The sequence below is a fragment of the Paenibacillus sp. J31R34 genome (assembly GCF_059383715.1).
The window spans coordinates 403,985-422,203 of the sequence record NZ_JBXENU010000003.1 but is presented as its reverse complement, the minus strand read 5'-3'; the positions used below and the strand labels follow the sequence as shown (position 1 = coordinate 422,203).

The 18,219-nt window shown below is 52.2% G+C and carries 15 protein-coding genes; 2 read left to right on the top strand and 13 right to left on the bottom strand.

Annotated features, from left to right (window positions below):
* Positions 1 to 4: 4 nt before the first annotated feature.
* Genes def through coaBC form a run of 3 tightly spaced genes read right to left on the bottom strand, consistent with a single transcriptional unit; the run spans position 5 to position 4,233 of the window.
* Complete coding sequence (gene def / locus AC50YG_RS11275; RefSeq protein ID WP_046230610.1) at positions 5 to 490, bottom strand: peptide deformylase; 486 nt, start codon at positions 488 to 490, stop codon at positions 5 to 7.
* 27 nt (positions 491 to 517) lie between these two features.
* Positions 518 to 3,013 carry a primosomal protein N' gene (priA, locus tag AC50YG_RS11270; protein WP_494826846.1) on the bottom strand — a complete coding sequence of 832 codons (2,496 nt, stop codon included), beginning with the start codon at positions 3,011 to 3,013 and terminating at the stop codon, positions 518 to 520.
* Positions 3,010 to 4,233, bottom strand: coding sequence for a bifunctional phosphopantothenoylcysteine decarboxylase/phosphopantothenate--cysteine ligase CoaBC (coaBC, locus tag AC50YG_RS11265; RefSeq protein WP_494826845.1), 1,224 nt, complete (start codon positions 4,231 to 4,233; stop codon positions 3,010 to 3,012). The genes priA and coaBC overlap by 4 nt, the downstream gene beginning before the upstream one ends.
* A gap of 340 nt (positions 4,234 to 4,573) precedes the next feature.
* On the opposite strand from coaBC, the gene AC50YG_RS11260 reads away from it, so the two are divergent.
* On the top strand, positions 4,574 to 5,479 hold the full coding sequence (locus AC50YG_RS11260; RefSeq protein ID WP_473759444.1) for a J domain-containing protein: 906 nt from the start codon (positions 4,574 to 4,576) through the stop codon (positions 5,477 to 5,479).
* 107 nt (positions 5,480 to 5,586) lie between these two features.
* Here AC50YG_RS11260 and AC50YG_RS11255 read toward each other — a convergent pair whose 3' ends face one another.
* Entirely contained in the window at positions 5,587 to 6,717 is a 1,131-nt protein-coding gene (locus AC50YG_RS11255; RefSeq protein WP_494826844.1) for a peptidoglycan-binding domain-containing protein, read from the bottom strand.
* Between the two features lie 864 nt (positions 6,718 to 7,581).
* Here AC50YG_RS11255 and AC50YG_RS11250 point away from each other — a divergent pair.
* Positions 7,582 to 8,052, top strand: a complete 471-nt coding sequence (locus AC50YG_RS11250; protein WP_494826843.1) for a GNAT family N-acetyltransferase — start codon at positions 7,582 to 7,584, stop codon at positions 8,050 to 8,052.
* A 52-nt stretch (positions 8,053 to 8,104) separates the two neighbouring features.
* Here the strand turns inward: AC50YG_RS11250 and AC50YG_RS11245 are convergent, their stop codons facing one another.
* The 9 genes from AC50YG_RS11245 to AC50YG_RS11205 form a co-directional block, all read right to left on the bottom strand.
* A complete protein-coding gene (locus AC50YG_RS11245) occupies positions 8,105 to 8,812 on the bottom strand; it encodes a FadR/GntR family transcriptional regulator (RefSeq protein ID WP_494826842.1) in 708 nt (235 codons plus the stop codon).
* A 48-nt stretch (positions 8,813 to 8,860) separates the two neighbouring features.
* Positions 8,861 to 9,589: a LutC/YkgG family protein gene (locus AC50YG_RS11240; RefSeq protein WP_494826840.1), complete on the bottom strand. Its 729-nt coding sequence runs from the start codon at positions 9,587 to 9,589 to the stop codon at positions 8,861 to 8,863.
* Positions 9,582 to 11,108 carry a LutB/LldF family L-lactate oxidation iron-sulfur protein gene (locus tag AC50YG_RS11235; protein ID WP_341282358.1) on the bottom strand — a complete coding sequence of 509 codons (1,527 nt, stop codon included), beginning with the start codon at positions 11,106 to 11,108 and terminating at the stop codon, positions 9,582 to 9,584. Before AC50YG_RS11235 ends, AC50YG_RS11240 begins: the two co-directional genes overlap by 8 nt.
* Positions 11,105 to 11,833, bottom strand: a complete 729-nt coding sequence (locus tag AC50YG_RS11230) for a (Fe-S)-binding protein (RefSeq protein ID WP_430154505.1) — start codon at positions 11,831 to 11,833, stop codon at positions 11,105 to 11,107. The genes AC50YG_RS11235 and AC50YG_RS11230 overlap by 4 nt, the downstream gene beginning before the upstream one ends.
* Before the next feature lie 162 nt (positions 11,834 to 11,995).
* Complete coding sequence (locus AC50YG_RS11225; protein ID WP_494826838.1) at positions 11,996 to 12,754, bottom strand: DeoR/GlpR family DNA-binding transcription regulator; 759 nt, start codon at positions 12,752 to 12,754, stop codon at positions 11,996 to 11,998.
* Between the two features lie 26 nt (positions 12,755 to 12,780).
* Positions 12,781 to 14,247 carry a rhamnulokinase gene (locus AC50YG_RS11220; RefSeq protein ID WP_494826836.1) on the bottom strand — a complete coding sequence of 489 codons (1,467 nt, stop codon included), beginning with the start codon at positions 14,245 to 14,247 and terminating at the stop codon, positions 12,781 to 12,783.
* Positions 14,244 to 15,464: an L-rhamnose isomerase gene (rhaI, locus tag AC50YG_RS11215; RefSeq protein WP_341282354.1), complete on the bottom strand. Its 1,221-nt coding sequence runs from the start codon at positions 15,462 to 15,464 to the stop codon at positions 14,244 to 14,246. The genes AC50YG_RS11220 and rhaI overlap by 4 nt, the downstream gene beginning before the upstream one ends.
* 32 nt (positions 15,465 to 15,496) lie before the next feature.
* Positions 15,497 to 15,868: a sensory rhodopsin transducer gene (locus AC50YG_RS11210; RefSeq protein WP_341282353.1), complete on the bottom strand. Its 372-nt coding sequence runs from the start codon at positions 15,866 to 15,868 to the stop codon at positions 15,497 to 15,499.
* Between the two features lie 22 nt (positions 15,869 to 15,890).
* Positions 15,891 to 17,960, bottom strand: coding sequence for a bifunctional aldolase/short-chain dehydrogenase (locus AC50YG_RS11205; protein WP_494826834.1), 2,070 nt, complete (start codon positions 17,958 to 17,960; stop codon positions 15,891 to 15,893).
* Positions 17,961 to 18,219 lie beyond the last annotated feature (259 nt).

The following is an 18,219-nucleotide window of genomic DNA, read 5'->3' as shown; positions in this document are numbered from 1 at the left end:
GGCCTTATTCGCCGCCTTTTTTCTGTCTTTCGGAAATATCGTACACGCTCTCGGCGAGATCCGTGAACAAAATGCCGTTCAAATGATCAACCTCATGCTGGAACGCCCGCGAAAGGAAGCCTTGCGCTTCAACCGTAAACGTCTCGCCATCGGAATTTTGGCCTTTTACGACGATGCGGTCTGAACGCATCACATCTCCGTTTAAATTCGGAATACTCAGGCAGCCCTCAGGTCCAAGCTGCTCGCCTTCTTCTTCCACGATGACCGGATTGACCATTTCGATCAGTCCATTTTCATCCCCGATATCCACCACGATAACACGCTTGGAAATGCCGACCTGCGGAGCCGCTAGACCGACGCCATCAGCGTCATACATCGTTTCCGCCATATCTTTAAGCAGCTTTTTCAAGTTGGAATTAAATTTAGTAACTTCCATAGCTGGCTCCCGCAAAACGGGATCAGGATCTTTTACAATAATACGAATGGCCATTGCCGTTCCCTTCCTTTACAACGAAATCTATAATATGACTTGCGGATCTACATCAATGCTGAACTGCACAAGCTTCTGAGGAGAGCCTGCAATGAATGGCGCAAGCGCACCGCGAAGAAGCGCAGGCACATCAATGTTCCCCCGATATTTTATCACACATTGAAAACGGTAGCGATCTTTCATTCTCGATATAGGCGATGCGACTGGCCCAAGCACCTCGAGCGCACGCGGCAAACCCGCTCCAAGCGGCCCTAATACGCCTTCATCAGCCGCCAGCTCGCGCAGCCGCTCCGCAAACTGCTCTGACACCGAGGACAGCAGCGCAAGCTGCTCATGCGACATCGTGACCAGCACCAACCGGCAATAAGGCGGATAGCCCATAACGCCGCGATGCTTGAGCTCCTCATCGACAAACCGGATGTAGTCATGCTTTTGCGCGGTTGTAACCGCATAATGCTCGGGTGAATACGTCTGGACAACGACCTCCCCTGGCAGCTGGTGGCGGCCAGCACGGCCTGCCACCTGCGTAAGCAGCTGAAACGTCCGTTCCGCTGAGCGAAAATCCGGCAAATTAAGCGACGTATCCGCTGCAATAACGCCAACTAGCGTAACGTATGGAAAATCAAGCCCCTTCGCTACCATCTGCGTGCCAAGCAGCACATCCGCCTCACGGTCGCCGAAGCGCTTCAGCAGCTTCTCATGAGCGTTTTTCTCCGTCGTCGTGTCCACATCCATTCGAATGACCCGAATGCCGGGAAACAGCTTCGCTAGCTCCTCTTCTACACGCTGGGTCCCCGTACCAAAAAAACGGATATGCTCGCTTTCGCAGGACGGACAGGTTTGCGGCGCCTGCTCGGCATGACCGCAATAATGGCAGCGCAGCAGCCGTGACTTCTGATGATACGTCAGCGAAATATCGCAGTGCGGACAAAGCGCCGTGTAGCCGCAGGAGCGGCACATGACGAAGGTAGAATAGCCGCGCCGATTGAGCAGCAGCACCGTCTGCTCGCCGCGCTCCAGCCGCTGTACGAGCCCTTCATGCAGCGTGCGGCTGAACATCGAGCGATTGCCGGCCGCAAGCTCCGCACGCATGTCAATAACCGTTACGGGCGGCAGCGGCCTGCCCCCCACGCGGTCTGGCATCGGCAGCAGCGACGATTCGCGCCCTTCTGCCGGTCGCCTGCTTGCCGCCGCATACGATTCGAGCGACGGCGTCGCCGAGCCTAATACGACAGCCGCTCCATGCTGCCTTGCGCGCTGGACAGATACATCTCTGGCATGATATTTCGGGCTTTCCTCCTGCTTGTAGGAGGATTCATGCTCCTCATCAATAATGACGAGTCCGATGCGTTCAAAGGGGGCAAAAATCGCCGAGCGGGCGCCAATGGCTACCTGTACTTTGCGGCTTCTAATTTTGCGCCATTCATCATAGCGCTCCCCATTGGACAAGCGGCTGTGCAGCACCGCTACCGCATCGCCGAAGCGCCCTTTAAAACGCTCGACCATTTGCGGGGTAAGCGCAATTTCCGGGACAAGCACAATCGCCTGCTTGCCTTGCTTTAGACAATGCTGAATCGCTTGCAAATAGACCTCGGTTTTGCCGCTGCCCGTCACGCCATGCAGCAGCAATACTTGCGGCTCGCCGCGCGTGACCGCATCAGCTATGCGGGTGTATACGCTCTGCTGCCCCTCGGTGAGCGGCAGCGGAACCGTCCGCTCGAACACGCGGCTCGCGTAAGGATCGCGCTGCTGCTCGATTTCCCGCAGCTCCAGCAGGCCTTTGCCTGCAATCGCGCGTACGCTCGCCGGCGATCCGCCTGCTTCTGCGAGCAGCGCTTGCAGCGCAATCGGCTCGCCTCGCTCCAGCATAAAGGCAAGCAGTTCCCGCTGCTTGCCCGCCTTTGCCGGCCATGCCGCTAACGCCTCGGCAGCCGCTGCCTTATCTGCCGGCGGGAACACCGTCAGCACCTTGCGAATCGCCAGACGGTCGCGAATCGCTGTCTGTTCGAGCAGCACGCCTTCTTCCAGCGCTGCTTTAATATCTGGCGCGTATTGTGGGAAACGTTCCTTCAGCGATTCGAGCTTCGTCTGCTGCTGCCGCGAAAGCATATCCAGCAGCTCCTGCGGCAAGCGGCTTGCCAGCTGCTCCAGCTCCTCATCCAGCGAATCGTTCAGCGACACATAACGCTCGGCCTTGCCTTTTAGCGCAGCGGGAATCATCGCTTGCAGCGCGGTTGTCCAGGAGCAGCAATATTTGTCGCTCATCCATTTGGCAAGTCCAATCAAGTCAGGAAGCAGCGGCGGCAGCGGATCAAGCAGCTCGGCAACCGCTTTGAGGCGGCGACTGTCAACTTCCGCCTCTTCCGCCAGCTCCACAACAAAGCCTTGCAGCACGCGGCCGCCGAAGGGCACGCCAACCCGGCTTCCCACCTCAATCCAGCCGGACATTTCCGCAGGAACCTCATAATCGAATGGCCGATCGGTCTGGCGGCTCGGCACGTCTACTATCACTCTGGCAATCATTCGCCAAAGCTCCTTTGGGTAGGGAGCTGTGAAAGCCGCTGCACCGCGACTTCCAAAATACGCCTTGCCGTCTCGCGTTTGGACAATAAAGGAAGCGCCTCTATCAACCCTTCCTTCCCAAACAGCTGCACAACGTTCGTTTCGCCGTTGAAGCCTGCTCCTTCCGCGCTCACATCATTGGCTACGATGAGATCGCAGTTTTTGCGCGCCAGCTTATCCATCGCATAATGCGCGATCTGCTGGGTTTCGGCAGCGAAACCAACGAGCAGTTGATGCGTCTTGCGCTCGCCGAGCAGCTGCAAAATATCCGTCGTGCGCTCCAGCTCAAGCGTGAGCGTCTCGCCCGTCTTTTTCAGCTTCTGCTCCTGCTGCTGGGCTGGGCGATAATCGGCAACAGCCGCCGCTTTAACAACGATGTCAGCCGTTTCAAAATGCGCGGTGACCGCATCAAGCATTTGCTGAGCGGATTCAACCCGCACCAGCTTTGCACCCCCGGGCGGCTCTACAGTCGTCCGCCCAGCGACAACGGTGACCTCTGCGCCCATCAGCAGCGCAGCCTCCGCGATGGCAAAGCCCATTTTGCCCGAGGAATCATTGGTCAAATAACGCACGGGATCAAGCCGCTCCACCGTTCCGCCTGCGGTAACAAGAACATGCTTGCCTGCAAGCTTGCGACTTCGGCTGAACCATTCTTCAATCGCGTGGACGATTTCCTCCGGCTCGGCCAGCCTCCCTTTCGCCACATAACCACAGGCAAGCTGTCCCTCACCCGGGTCCACGAACATGACGCCGCGATCTACTAACGTCTGTAAATTTTGCGCCACCGCCGGATGCTCATACATATGCACATTCATAGCTGGAGCGACAAGCACCGGGCTCGTTGCCGCCAGCAGGGTCGTGCTGAGCATATCATCGGCAAGCCCATTTGCCATTTTGCCAATCACATTTGCAGTGGCTGGAGCAACAACAATGAGATCGGCATGATCAGCCAAATGAATATGGGATACGACCGCCGGGTCCCTCTCGTCAAAGGTGTCGATATGCACCGGATTGCGCGAAAGCGTCTGGAGCGTCAGCGGCGTGATGAAGCGGGCTGCTGATTCGGTCATAATGACGTGCACCTTAGCCCCTGCCTGCACCAGCCGGCTGCAAAGCGTAGCCGCTTTATAGGCAGCGATACCACCCGTGATTCCTAGTATAATTGTTTTATTTGTAAGCATGGCCCATCCCCCATTACAACAATGCTCTTAATCTATGGTATTGACTGATTTGTGCAAGCCCATTCCTTGGATATTTGATTCCAAGCGTAAGGCAGCTGCTTATTTCCTTCAAGTATGACGGCGTTTGGCCGCACCCAAGACGCTAGTTTTGAAGCTAGCTTTTTCCTATCATACCATATGATCACTGAATCCGCAGTCTGTTCAATGCCAGCGCCTTTTCGGCCAGCATTCGCTCCCTCGTCTGCGGGCAAGCGCGAAAATTGGCATTTGTCCGCTTAAATCCGTATACTAGAGGGTAGGATTTATACTGATATTTTTAAATAATAGTCGAGGTGACCCCATGGAAGATGTAAAACAAGCCTACGCGAAGCTGGGCCTTCCCGAAAACGCTTCAAAAGAAGAGGTTGAGAAACGCTATAGCCTCTTGCTTCGCCAATCCCGCTCCCGGACGCAGACCACAGGCAATGGGGAGACAACGGCAGATGAATTCAGCCAAGTGACCGCCGCTTATAAACGGATACTTGAAGCAGAGGACCAGAAGTTCAAGCAAGCGTTCAATGAGAAGGAGTATGGAAAGTTTAAAAATATGGCGTCTGCCGCCGAGAAAACCGACCATTTTTGGCGCTACTATAAATACCATGTTTTCGGTGGGATTGTGGCGATTGCTCTTATCATCTACGGCGTTATTGCTTATATGGATCATCGCGAGGAACAGCGCTATCTGGCCAGCCTGCCACCGGTGGATTTGTCAGTGATGTATTTTGGCGAATTTTTTACAGAGGACAATAAGCAGGACATGGCTGTCCTCGAGCAATCGCTGCTGGACAAGTTCCCCGAGTGGAAACGGTTTAAAGTTAATTTGACCTATGTGCCGCTTGATGCTAAAGATGCGGTCGATATGGCTTCCCAGCAAAAAGCGATGGTTGTTCTGGCAACGGAGAAGCCGGATATTTATATTCTTGATTCGGCCAGCTTCGACTGGATCAGTCCGCAGGGCGTCCTTCAAAACATCGATGATGCAGTGAGCGGCGAGCTGAAATCCTCGGTTACCGAGAGCGAGCTGGTCAAAAAAACGACGAAGGATGAACCAACCGAGCATGTATACGGCATCGATATCAGCAACAGCCCGCTGGTGAAAAATCTTTCCGTGCTTACGCCTAAAAACTATATCGTTGGTGTCCGTGTGAATAGCGAGAACACAGATAAAGCGATTCAATTTATCGACAAGTTTTTGCAAGCGAAGTAGTTGCCTTCCATAGTCAGCTTTGAAAAATAACCATACAAAAAACGAGCCCCTAGAATCGCTTCTATGGCTCGTTTTTTTATCGGAATGATACGCTCATTCCACTTTATTTAGTAATATGATTTTGGTTTTGGTGCTACAGTTGGCGCTGGTGTTGCCGGCGCTGGAACTGTAGTTGGCGCTGGCGTTACAATTGGAGCAGGCTTGGTAGTAGGAGCTTGTCCGCCACCATTTCCATGCCCTTCGCCTTGACCGGCTCCGCCACTATTTCCTTGGCCTCCGCCTTGACCAGCTCCGCCACCATTTCCTTGGCCTCCGCCTTGGCCAGCTTCGCCGCCAATTCCTTTACCTCCGCCTTGACCAGCTCCGCCACCATTTCCTTGGCCTCCGCCTTGACCAGCTCCGCCACCATTTCCTTGGCCTTCGCCTTGACCAGCTCCGCCACCATTTTCTTGGCCTCCGCCTTGACCGGCTCCGCCGCCGATGCCTTTGCCTCCGCCTTGGCCAGCTCCGCCGCCAATTCCTTTACCTCCGCCTTGACCGGCTCCGCCGCCAATTCCTTTACCTCCGCCTTGACCAGCTCCGCCACCATTTCCTTGGCCTCCGCCTTGACCGGCTCCGCCTTGACCGGCTCCGCCGCCGATACCTTGGCCTCCGCCTTGACCGGCTCCGCCGCCGATACCTTTGCCTCCGCCTTGACCGGCTCCGCCGCCGATGCCTTTGCCTCCGCCTTGACCAGCTCCGCCACCGATGCCTTTACCTCCGCCTTGACCGGCTCCGCCACCGATGCCTTTGCCTCCGCCTTGACCGGCTCCGCCTTCACCTTTGATGCGGAAGTTGCCTTTCGCTCCGCTCTTTGCCTTCGCTCCCGAAGGATACTTTACTTGGCTGTAAGCATAAGTAATGGACTGGAATGTCCGGCTGTCGACTGCACCAGTAACCGGAAGCCCGTGCATTTTTTGAAAATACTTAACTCCCTTTACTGTTAAACTGTCGAATTTCCCGTTAATTGGGCCGGCATAGCTTCCCATTGATTTCAGCATCCCTTGAACAACGTACACATCCGGCCCATGATCACCTTTTCCAAAAGCCATGCTCGTGCTCGGCATGCTCATCATCAAGGCAACAGCCAGAAGTAATGCCCCAATCGTTTTTCCCAATTTCCTGCGTGAGGAAATGCTCCAGTCCCATTTCATGCAGTAGACACCGTCCTTCTTTATTTTTTGATTTTGTTTTGCCACAAGCCTTACTATTCCCAACTTTTAAATTTCATTCCGCGATTTGCGAAAATCGGTCATGCCATTAGGCAAGAAGGCTATACCTTCATTCATTCATTAATGGTTAAACACAAGAAAACCGCTTACTAGGGCGTGTATGCAAACGTAAGCGATTCAATTCCTGATTATAGCCACCGCCATGCTCTTGGTTTCAGCGGCTGGCCCCTTGAATAAAATTAGACTTGGCGGACACAGCAGCCGCTATTTAAGCCAAATCAAGGGTTATGGCATCGGCTGCGGACTCAGAAGCCGCTAATGTGCTTTCAAAAGCCATTATGACGGGATAATGAGGGGAATAACGGCGTTCCTGTCCGCGGGTGGCCTCAAATCGGAGTAAAAGCCTAAATAGCGGAACCTCAGTCCTTCAAAAAAAGCAGTGAGCTTCCGAGATGATGGCCTCAGCCGCAGCAGTCTCTGCAACAGTGCTTTTACACCCACAGTGGACTCTGCAACATTCGCATAATGGGGTTCTATAAGCCTTTAAATCGGCAAAGAAAATTGACCTCGAATAAACGCTAAACAAAGAACAGAAAGCCGACGCCGGTTTGCATACACACCCTAAAATAAGAGGCTAATCCCAACTATAATTCATCGTTAGATTTTCATTTCAAACGAATTTCTATTTATAAAATTGGCTGATATTGGTCGGCCCCCTCTATCTTGCCCATATGGACAGTTAACCAACAATTGTATTCTCTTCATTTTGAAACAAAGGTTCTTATCTATCAAAAAACAACATTATCATTTCATCTAGCCTTTTAAAAAGGAATACATAATAATTAAGACATATGCAAAAAATATTTTTTTGAAATGGGGGGGATTTACTTTATGTACACCTACCGCTCCTTGCAAACGAGCGATCTTTCGACCATCTCTTCTTTTCCACAAACCGAAGATGAATTATTTTATATGTTTCCGTCGGCCTCCTACCCTTTAACGCCTGAGCAAATAGTAAAAAATCTTCCTAACCGGCTGGAGCCGACCGTCATTACAGACGGGGAGAACGTTGCCTGCTACGCCAATTTTTACAAGGATGACAACAACGACTGCTGGCTGGGCAATGTCATTGTCTCCCCTGATTATCGGGGCAAGGGAGCGGCGGGATTTTTGATCGAAACGATGGAAATGATCGCCAAAGAAAAATTAAAAGTAAAGAAGCTGAACCTTTTATGCCATAACACGAATACAAGAGGAATGCTTTTTTACAAAAAGCTAGGCTATAAGCCTTTTGATATCTCATTAAGATTCAGGCCATCTGGAGAGCATGTGGCTTGTGTGCATATGGAAAAGCAGCTTTAATGGCAAAGCGGCAATCCTTGACGATTATACTCGTCAGAACTGCCGCTGCTGGTCACACATATTTCATCAAAATGCTTTCGACGTGATGCAGATGCTGCCGCATCGACAGCGACGCCGCTTCGGCGTCCTGTACTTCAACCGCTTTATAAATGGCCAAATGCTCCTCATAAAGCTGCTCCGCAACCGAGCGGTTCGCATACAGCTCCACCCTGCGAATTTCACGAATGGCGGTTTCCACCTGATTCATGACCGTCTCAAACAGCTGCACCAAAATCGTATTATGCGTCGCCTTTACAAGCGTCAAATGGAATAGCAGGTCGGTGCGCTCCCCTTCCAGATCATTGCCTGCGGCTGCCTTCATTTGGACGACAAGCTCCCTCAATACAGCCAGATCCTCCTCCGTCCGTTTAGACGCAGCGATAGCGGCATTCGATACCTCGAAGGACTGGCGTGCCTCCAGCAGCGCCAATAAGGTTTGGCGATTCATACGCAGCGATTGCAGCTCGGGCAGCTCAAACTCCGAGGGCAGCGTGCTTATGACCGTGCAGCCGCCACCTTGGCGAATGTCAATCAGCCCCATCGCTTTAAGCGCACTAAGCGCCTCTCTAGTCGTAGACCGCCCCACCCCAAAGCGGCCGGACATCTCCTTAGTGGAAGGCAGCTTGTCTCCGACCTTAAGCTCTCCATCTACGATCATACGTTTAATTTGCGCCGTAATTTCCTCGTAATGGTTCCGCTTTGTCAGCTTCGTTACTTGCAAGCCGCCCGCCTCCTTTTCCTAAGCTCACTTGAAAAATAGCCCAAAATCCTATCCTACCAGCAGCGCATAAACGACGCCGGGACCGTGAACACCAATCGTCAGGTCGTTTTCAATATCGGACGATCGGCTTGGCCCTGAAATAAAATGAACGCCCGCCGGCAAGCTCTCTCGGCCCGCTTCATCCATCGGAATTAAAATCTCACCCAGCTTCGTCTTCAGCCGCTCAAGCGGAATAATGACGATGAGAACAGTTGGGAGCAGGCTTACTGAGCGCCCCTTGTCCTTTCCAGACAAAACGGCAATGGATGATGTATAGGCAGCCGCGTAATCAGCCACAACAACCCCAAAATCCGCTTCGGCCGCGCGCGCTTTCCAATTTTCATTTTCATCGCTGTTCCATACGCTTAAGCTCACGTTAGGAAGTGCTTCTTCCAGCTTCATCCCGGCAAGCTCCGGCTGGTTTTGCCTAATGATGTAACGCGCGCCAAGCTCCGCTGCCTTATCGCTAATGAACTGCTTCGCTTCGTCCATCGTGGACAAATGGCTGACATGTCCGCCATTACTATGAAAATTCGTGGTAAAACGTTCAATACGCTCTTCCAGTGTCCATTCATACTCCTGCCAGAAGTCCGGGGCACCGCGGAACGGATGCACCGGCTTCTCTAGTACGCGCGGACGTCCCAGCTTATTTGCGATATCATTCATAAAAGCTTCCTGCTTGCGGCGGGAATCCGCCGCGAGCTCCTCCAGCCATTGCTCATGCGTCTGTTCAGCCATGTCCATGCCCTCCTCCATCTTGCTCTCTGCTGCGAACGAGCTGCTCCATCCGGCTGCGCGCATCTGGGCTTAGCTCATTCAGACCATGGCGAAGCTCCTCTTCGAGCGTTCCCCACTTATCTCGGAATGACTGCTTCGGCAGGCTTGGCGTAACACGGTAGCTGTTCCAGCCCTTCAGCGGCCCCAGCTTAAGCCGGATTTCGCCGTTGCGTGAAACGAGCTTCTGTCCCAGCTTGCCCAGCTTGACTACGCCCTTAAAGCGGCCCGAATTGCCCATAATAGCTGAAAATCCTTTCATGCCCCCCGCTTCCGCCAAATCGCGATGTCCGCCCTCTTGCTTGCGCCTGCGCAAATAAATGAGCATTTCATGCAGCGGGATTTTGACCGGGCATGCTTCATAGCAAGCGCCGCACAGGCTGGAGGCGTTGGCAATATCATCCCAATCGCCGACATTTTTTTGGAGCGCAGGCGTGAGCACTGCGCCAATCGGTCCGCTGTACGTTCCGCCATAGGCATGACCGCCAATGTGGCGGTATACCGGACAAGCATTAAGGCAGGCGCCGCAGCGAATGCAATTGAGCAGTTCCTGAAACTCGGGGTCGCCAAGCTGGTTCGAACGCCCATTATCTACAATAATAATATGCATCTCATCAGGCCCATCGGCGTCCACATCGCGGCGAGGTCCGGTAATGCCGGACATATACATCGTCAGCTTCTGCCCAGTCGCTGAACGCGGCAGCAGCGTTGCCATTACTTCAAGATCCGACCAGGAAGGAATAATCCGTTCCATGCCCATAAGTGTAATCTGCGTTTTCGGCACCGTCGTCACCATACGCGCATTGCCTTCATTTTCAAACAATACCATCGACCCGGTTTCAGCAATCGCAAAATTACAGCCCGTCATGCCGATATCCGCTTCAAGAAACTTCTCCCGCAGCTTTTTGCGGACGAAGCCCGCCAATATCGTCGTATCCGCTTCAAGCGTCTCGCCCGCTTCCTTGGACAGCAGCTCCGCAATTTGAAAGCGGTTCTTATGAATGGCTGGGATAATAATATGCGAAGGCGTCTCGCCCGCAAGCTGAATAATATACTCGCCCAAGTCGGTTTCGATCGCCTCAATTCCGAGCCCTTCCAGCGCATGATTGAGATGCAGCTCTTCCGTAACCATCGACTTGGATTTTACGACCGATTTCGCCTTTACCTGCTTGGCGATCGCAAGTGAAACCTTAACCGCCTCGGCCGCCGTCGAAGCAAAATGCACATGAACGCCATTCGCCCTTGCATTGTCAGTGAACAAATTTAAATAATAGTCTAGATGGGCGATCGTATGCAGACGAATTTGCCGTCCGCGTTCGCGCCAATCTTCCCAGTTGCCGTGCTCGGCTGTAGCCGCTTGCTTGCCGTTGCGAAGACGCTCTGTCGTAAATTTAACGGCCTTGCGCAAAAACTCGTCGTTTAACGCCAAATCTGCCCGGCCTTTGACCGTAGGCGGCACTTTCGTTCCTGCTGGTGCACTCATGCCTGCTTCACCCCTTCATACAATAGCTCAGCCAAATGCATCACTTTCACCGGTTCGTTGCGGTAACGCAAATTTCCGGCGATATTCATCAGGCAGGCAAGATCAAGACCGACGAGCACCTCTGCTTCCGTTTCCAGCACATGGTCCGCCTTCTCCGTCACCATTGCGCCAGATATATCCGCCATCTTGACGGCGAACGTTCCCCCGAACCCGCAGCAGTCCTCTGCGAACGGCAGCGGCACAAGCTCCATACCTTTGACGTGCCGCATCAGCTCCATTGGCTCTTCCTTAATGCCAAGCAGGCGGCTGCCGTGGCAGGAAGGATGATAGGTCACCTTGTGCGGGTATACCGCACCTACATCCTTCACCCCAAGCACCTGAACGAGGAACTGCGTGAATTCATAAGACTTCTGCTGGAGCTTATTCGCTCGTGCGAGCATGACAGGATCATTTTCAAACAGCTTCGGATAATGATGAATCATTCCTGTGCAGGAGCCGGATGGAGAAATGACAAAATCACTGTCTTCAAAAGCGTCCAAAATCGTCTTCGCTGATTCCCGCGCTTCCTTCCAATAGCCGCTGTTAAAGGCCGGCTGGCCGCAGCAGGTTTGCACCGTTGGAAAATCAAGCCGTACGCCGTATTTCGCCAGCAGCCGGACCATCGCTTCACCAACTCTAGGATACATCGCGTCACTCAAACATGTAATAAATAGGGATACTTTCACCTTTAGCACCTCTTTTGCTCGGATGAATAACAAATGTATAATATCAGGTTGTCAGACAAGTTGGACAAAGCAAGCGGGACTGCAAAACGTCTGGGAATAATCCGCATGCTGCAAACACTTCCCAACAGCCTTTTGACAAGTCCCGCCTGCTAGAACGCCACCTTACACAATCGTCAAATCCATTGATCTTGCCTTCAGCTCGGCAACGGTGTTCGCCCCAATTCGTTTGTCCGTAATAATGGAATGGACTTCACTCAGCTCTGCCACCTGTGTAAAAGCTTGTACGCCGAATTTGCTGGAATCAGCCAGCAGTACGACCTGCTCGGCAATGCCGATCATTTTCAGCTTAATGCGCGCCTGCAGCTCGCTTGACTCGCTAATTCCCCGCTCCAAATGTACGCCCTTGCACGATAAAAACAGCTTATCGACGTAATACGCATCGAGCGAGCGTTCTGCTAGCGGCCCAACGTAGGACAGCGAACGCGAAGCGAGCAGCCCGCCAGTGGAGATAACCTCAATCTTCTCCTTCGTGCTCAGCTCCAGCGCGACCTTAATGGAATTGGTCAATACCGTGAGCGGTATATCCGGCAAATGCGAAGCCATATACCAGGCCGTCGTACTGGCATCCAGTACGATCCGGTCCTTTGGCTTAATGAGCCTAATCGCTTCCTGCGCAATTTGCCGTTTTTCCTCCGCATGAGTAATTTCCCGCTCGGTAAAGGGCGTCTCCGGCTGCTGATCCTTCACGTTCACCGCGCCGCCGTGCGAACGCCGCAGCTTGCCTGCCTGCTCCAAGCGATCCAAATCGCGCCGTATCGTTTCCTCCGTTACGCTGCATAGCTCGCTGAGCTCGGACACTCTTATACTGCCTCTGTCATTCACCAGCTGTACGATTTTTTCATAACGCTCCGCAACCAGCATAAGCCGCCCTCCTTTCTTTCAAAAAACTACAGCCCCGTCACCTGTGTAAACCGGCCGTAAGCGTCCTGCCATGCTTGCTGCTCCGTCGGCTCGTAATGCTCCACCTCGAAGGAATCCCGAATCACCTTGCGCGCTTCCCAAATATCGGCCAGCTCGCCGCGGGCAATCCATTGCACAATCATATTGCCGATTGCGCTTCCCTCAACTGGCCCTGCCCACACCGGCTTGCCGATGGCATTAGCCGTCCACTGGCATAGCAGCTTATTTTGAATGCCGCCGCCTACCATATGCAGACCGTTGAACTGCTGCTCGGAAAGCTGCTCTGTTAATTCCAGCACATAACGATATTTTAACGCGAGGCTCTCCAATACACAACGCACAATTGCACCTGGACTGCGCTCAAGCTGCTGCCCTGTCTGCTCGCAATAGGTGCGAATACGTGCTTCCATGCCGCCTGGAGGCAAAAACACCACTGCATCCGGATCGATGAAAGCAGTGAAAGGCTTCGCTTCTCCCGCCAGCTTGACAAGCTCAGCAAAGGATTGGCCGCGCCCCGCTTGATCCCATTCACGCTTCAGCTCCTGGACAATCCAGAGGCCCATAATGTTTTTGAGCAGGCGGTACGTACCGTCTACGCCACCTTCATTTGTAAAGTTTAAGCGATAGGCTGTCTCATTAATGACTGGACGCTCTACCTCTGTCCCCATCAGCGACCAGGTGCCGCAGCTCAAATATGCGAATGGACGCTGAAGAGCGGGCACAGCCGCAACCGCAGATCCTGTATCATGCTCAGCAACGGCGATCACCGGGATACTCCCAACGCCAAGCTCGGCGCTCACGGAGGAACGAATACGCCCGGCATCCGCTCCCGGCTGAACAACCTGCCCAAACATATTGCGATTCAACCCAAGGCGTTCAATCAATTCGCCATCCCAATCTCCTGTTAGCGGATTAAACAGCTGAGTCGTTGTCGCATTGGAAAACTCATTAAGCATATCGCCCGTCAAATAATACCGCAGCAAATCTGGAATCATAAGAAAATGCTGGGCTTCACGCAGCATCGGTGATCCATTTTGCTGCAAAGCAGCGAGCTGGTATATCGTATTAAAGCTTAAAAACTGAATGCCCGTCCGCTCGAAAATATCCGTCTGCGGAATCGCCTTAAAAACCTTCTCCATCATACCATCCGTGTGGCCGTCGCGATAATGATAAGGATTTCCCAGCAGCTCGCCGCTGCTTCCAATAAGGCCAAAGTCTACAGCCCATGTATCGATGCCGATGCTTTGCGGCTCTGCCTTCAACTGCCCCGCTTTGACCAACCCTTGTTTGATCTCAAAATACAAGCGAAGAACGTCCCAATGCAGACGCTCTCCCACTTGTACCGGATCATTCGAGAACCGATGTATTTCTTCCACTTCGATTTTGTTGTTGACGAGGCGGCCAAGCAGCGCTCTTCCGCTGCTCGCCCCTAAATCGTAAGCAAGAATGGTCACCAGCTGGCACCGCCCTTGCCTCTCGCTAAAATATCCTTGCCATAGCTGCTGTCCAAATACGCGCGCATTGGATCTAGCGGCAAGCCTTGCTCCTCGCGAACCGCGTGCAGCAGCGGCGTAACGTCGAATTCGAACGCTTTGCGAACCGCATCTTCAGCGCCAAGCACATCATCTCTATTTTGCGCATCAGTTACTTCATCATGATTGATCAGCAGTGCTTTCGCGAATTGCGTCTGTACATTCAGTACCGATCGTAGCATCGCTGGAATTTTCTGCTCAATGCTGTGCGATTGGTCAATCATATAGGCGATATTGCTAACGTTGTTGCGAATTGCCTCATCATTATCTTGGCTAGCCAGCAAAATTTGATAGAAAATCAGGAACAGCTCATAAGGATTCGTCGTTCCTACGATGAGATCATCATCCGCATATTTGCGGCTGTTAAAGTGGAAGCCGCCCAGGCGCTTCTCGTCAATCAGGTAAGCAACGATATGCTCAATGTTCGCGCCTTGCAGATGATGCCCAGTATCCACAAGCACCTCGGCCTGAGGTCCAAGCTTCATCGCCAAGTTATACGACATGCCCCAATCTGCGAGATCGGTATGATAGAAAGCAGGCTCAAAGCATTTATATTCAATCAGCATCCGCATATGAGGATCAAGTGCACGGTACATTTCAGAAAGCGATTCCTGCATCCATGCTTTACGCTTCCGAATATCGCCTTGGCCCGGATAGTTTGTGCCGTCTGCAAACCAGAGGCTAATATCGCGCGAGCCTGTTTCTTTAGCGATTTGCACACATTCCAGCAAATGGTCTGTCGCTTTGCGGCGAATTTTTTCATTTGCATTCGTTACGCTGCCGAGCATATACTCGTCTTCCTGGAACAAATTCGGATTAACTGCGCCGATCTTGAGGCCGAGGCTTTCCGCATGGCTTCTCAGCTTGCTGTAATCATCTACTTTGTCCCATGGGATATGAATGGCAACCGATGGCGCAAGGCCGGTGTAACGGTGAACCTGCGCTGCATCTTCGATTTTCTCGAATGGTGTACGTGGAACGCCTTCCTTCTGATAAACCTTGAAGCGCGTACCTGAATCGCCATAGCCCCATGAAGGCGTTTCGATTTTAAGCGTTTTCAATTGCTCTTTGACGGCATCCAGATTAATCCCTCTAGCCTTCTGCTGTTCTTCCAATAGCTGATACGCGCGATCGGACATGTTCAAACACCCTTCCACTATAAAATATTATATTATTTAATGGGATAGCCCATCGTTGACATTAATGCATTTTCCGCTTGCGTGGAATCGAGTCTGCTGTACTGTACAATGACCGGAATGTCGCTTTGCAGCTCAATGGCATACGGAACGCCGATTGGAATCGGCACTCCGTTTTTGCCTAAAGAGCTGGTGCGGACATGCTTGGTACGTCTGGCAGGAATCACGACAAGAATATCGTTCATTGGGTCACGATCCTCGAAGAAGATCGTAATGCGCAGCAATGCTTCTTCTGACGAAGTATTCAGTACACAGATGGACTCATGGCTAGGCAGCGAGCCGGAGCTCGTCTCTGGAATGTAACCGTCCGGTATAAACCAATGCTTTTCTCCCTGAGCTTTATACATATCCGCATCTCTCCTAATAAATTTAGCGGGTAAACGCTGCCGGAACGCCGCCGTCAATCGTCAGCATGCAGCCAGTCGTCTTCTCCGATTTCGATGAAGCAAAGAAAGCAATGCCTTCGGCAATATCACGCGGATAAATATTAACCAGCAGCGTCGTACGCTTGCGGTAATACTCTTCCAGCTGATCCGGCTCAATACCATAAGCCGCTGCGCGCTCATTGCGCCAGCTGCCGTTCCAAATCGCCGAGCCTTGCAAAATAGCATCCGGCAGTACCGTGTTGACGCGAATGCCGAATTCGCCGCCCTCAGCTGCAATACAGCGAGCCAAATGTGCTTCAAGCGCTTTAGCGGAGCTGTAAGCCGATGCATTTTTACCTGCATATACCGAGTTTTTCGAGCCGATAAATACCATGTTGCCGCCGATACCCTGTGCTTTCATTTGTTTGAATGCTTCACGAGCGACAAGGAAATAGCCTGTGCCAAGCACGTTCATGTTCAGGTTCCATTCCTTGAGCGAAGTTTCGTCAAATGGGCTCGATGTAGCAAGGCCCGCATTGTTGACGATAATATCAACGCCGCCGAAAGCAAGCGCAGTAGCCGCATAAGCAGCAGTAACCTGCTCTTCGCTCGTTACATCCATTTTAACGGCAATCGCCCTGTTTTCGCCATACTTGTCATTGATTTCGGCCGCTACTTTCTCAGCGCCTTCCAGATTCAAGTCCGCAAGCACCACATGCGCGCCTTCAGAAACGAGGCGACGAGCTGTTTCGCTGCCGATCCCGCCAGCACCGCCTGTAATAAACGCCACTTTACGGGAGAATTCAGTTTCAGCCGGAGCAAGCGACAATTTGTAAAGCTCAAGCGGCCAGTACTCAACATTGTAGGATTCATTTTCGCTAAGCGATACGAACTCGCCCAGAGCTGTAGCTCCTCTAATAACCGCAATTGCACGGTGGTAAAGCGCGCCGCTAACCTTCGAGTTGACCCAGCTTTTCCCAGTGTTAATCATACCTACGCCCGGGATCAAAATAACGCGTGGAGCCGCTTCAAACATAACATCGCCTTCATGCTTATTGCGTTCAAAATACGCTTTGTATTGCTCTTTATAGGCAGCAACGCTTTCTTTCAGCTTCGCTTTAAGTCCTTCTACATCGTCCGCGTTCGGTGTCCAATCCACAAACAGCGGAACGACCTTCGTATGAACGAGGTGATCCGGGCAAGCAGCGCCTACCTGAGAAACGACACCGGAATTGTGTCCGCCTACAAATTGCAGCACATCGGCTTCGTCATCGAATGTCAAAATCATTTTTTTCTCGTCGCTCACTGCTCCGCGAATCGTTGGCATCACTTGTGCCGCGATGCTTCTGCGGACGTCAGCCGCCAGCGACTCATGCTTCACGCCGCCAAACAGCTTCGCTTCATCCACGCGTGCCTCAATGTAGGCTTCCGCCTCGCTGATGATTTGAATCGTTTTTGCATAACACTCCTCTGACGTCTCGCCCCAAGTAACCAGACCGTGCTTCTCCATAAGCACAAGCTCAGCCTTTGGATTAGCGAGCACACCCTCCGCAATCATTTTGGACAGGGTAAAGCCCGGACGTACATACGGAACCCAGACGAAACGGTCGCCGAAAATTTCTTTCGCTACCGCTTTGCCGTTATCTGCGCAGCATAGGCTAATAATCGCATCCGGATGCGTGTGATCCACATGCTTGAACGGCAGGAACGCATGCAGCAGCGTTTCAATAGAAGCGCGCGGGTGCTTGGAATCGATCATACAGTTAACCAGATACGCTACCATATCTTCATCCGACATTTCAGAGCGTTCGAACAATGGACGAATATCCTCCATGCGCAAACCTGTAAAATTGCCTGCTTTCATTGACGCAAGGTCAGAACCGCTGCCTTTAACGAACATTACTTCTACATCACGGCCGCGGAAGTCCTTTACGATTGTTTTCGAGGAAGTGTTGCCGCCCCCCCAGTTACATACACGGCGATCAGTGCCAATAATATTAGAACGGTATACGAGTTCACCCAAACCTGCTTCAACTTCTGCTGCAAGAGAGGCATTCCATAAAGATTGTACCATTTTGCAAACCTCCGAAATCATATTTGTTTTTGCTTGTTTTTATACTATCATATTTGTTTGTCTTTGAATATACATATTTCAAACAAAAACAAAGATTTTTATACGAGTAATCACACAAGGCAATAACAACATGATTTTTACATGCTAAGCCCCTCACTAGGCCTCTCACTCGGCCCCTCACAGCTGGGATGGTTGGGCCTTCACATTTACTCCCGACTCGTGCAGCCTGCGCTGTTTTCAGCAAGACCTTGCAGATCGC

What these genes read in the sequence shown, in the direction of transcription:
- def (WP_046230610.1), bottom strand. Translation starts at nt 490, where the DNA reads ATGGCCATTCGTATTATTGTAAAAGATCCTGATCCCGTTTTGCGGGAG.
- priA (WP_494826846.1), bottom strand. Translation starts at nt 3,013, where the DNA reads ATGATTGCCAGAGTGATAGTAGACGTGCCGAGCCGCCAGACCGATCGG.
- coaBC (WP_494826845.1), bottom strand. Translation starts at nt 4,233, where the DNA reads ATGCTTACAAATAAAACAATTATACTAGGAATCACGGGTGGTATCGCT.
- AC50YG_RS11260 (WP_473759444.1), top strand. Translation starts at nt 4,574, where the DNA reads ATGGAAGATGTAAAACAAGCCTACGCGAAGCTGGGCCTTCCCGAAAAC.
- AC50YG_RS11250 (WP_494826843.1), top strand. Translation starts at nt 7,582, where the DNA reads ATGTACACCTACCGCTCCTTGCAAACGAGCGATCTTTCGACCATCTCT.
- AC50YG_RS11240 (WP_494826840.1), bottom strand. Translation starts at nt 9,589, where the DNA reads ATGGCTGAACAGACGCATGAGCAATGGCTGGAGGAGCTCGCGGCGGAT.
- AC50YG_RS11235 (WP_341282358.1), bottom strand. Translation starts at nt 11,108, where the DNA reads ATGAGTGCACCAGCAGGAACGAAAGTGCCGCCTACGGTCAAAGGCCGG.
- AC50YG_RS11225 (WP_494826838.1), bottom strand. Translation starts at nt 12,754, where the DNA reads ATGCTGGTTGCGGAGCGTTATGAAAAAATCGTACAGCTGGTGAATGAC.
- rhaI (WP_341282354.1), bottom strand. Translation starts at nt 15,464, where the DNA reads ATGTCCGATCGCGCGTATCAGCTATTGGAAGAACAGCAGAAGGCTAGA.
- AC50YG_RS11210 (WP_341282353.1), bottom strand. Translation starts at nt 15,868, where the DNA reads ATGTATAAAGCTCAGGGAGAAAAGCATTGGTTTATACCGGACGGTTAC.
- AC50YG_RS11205 (WP_494826834.1), bottom strand. Translation starts at nt 17,960, where the DNA reads ATGGTACAATCTTTATGGAATGCCTCTCTTGCAGCAGAAGTTGAAGCA.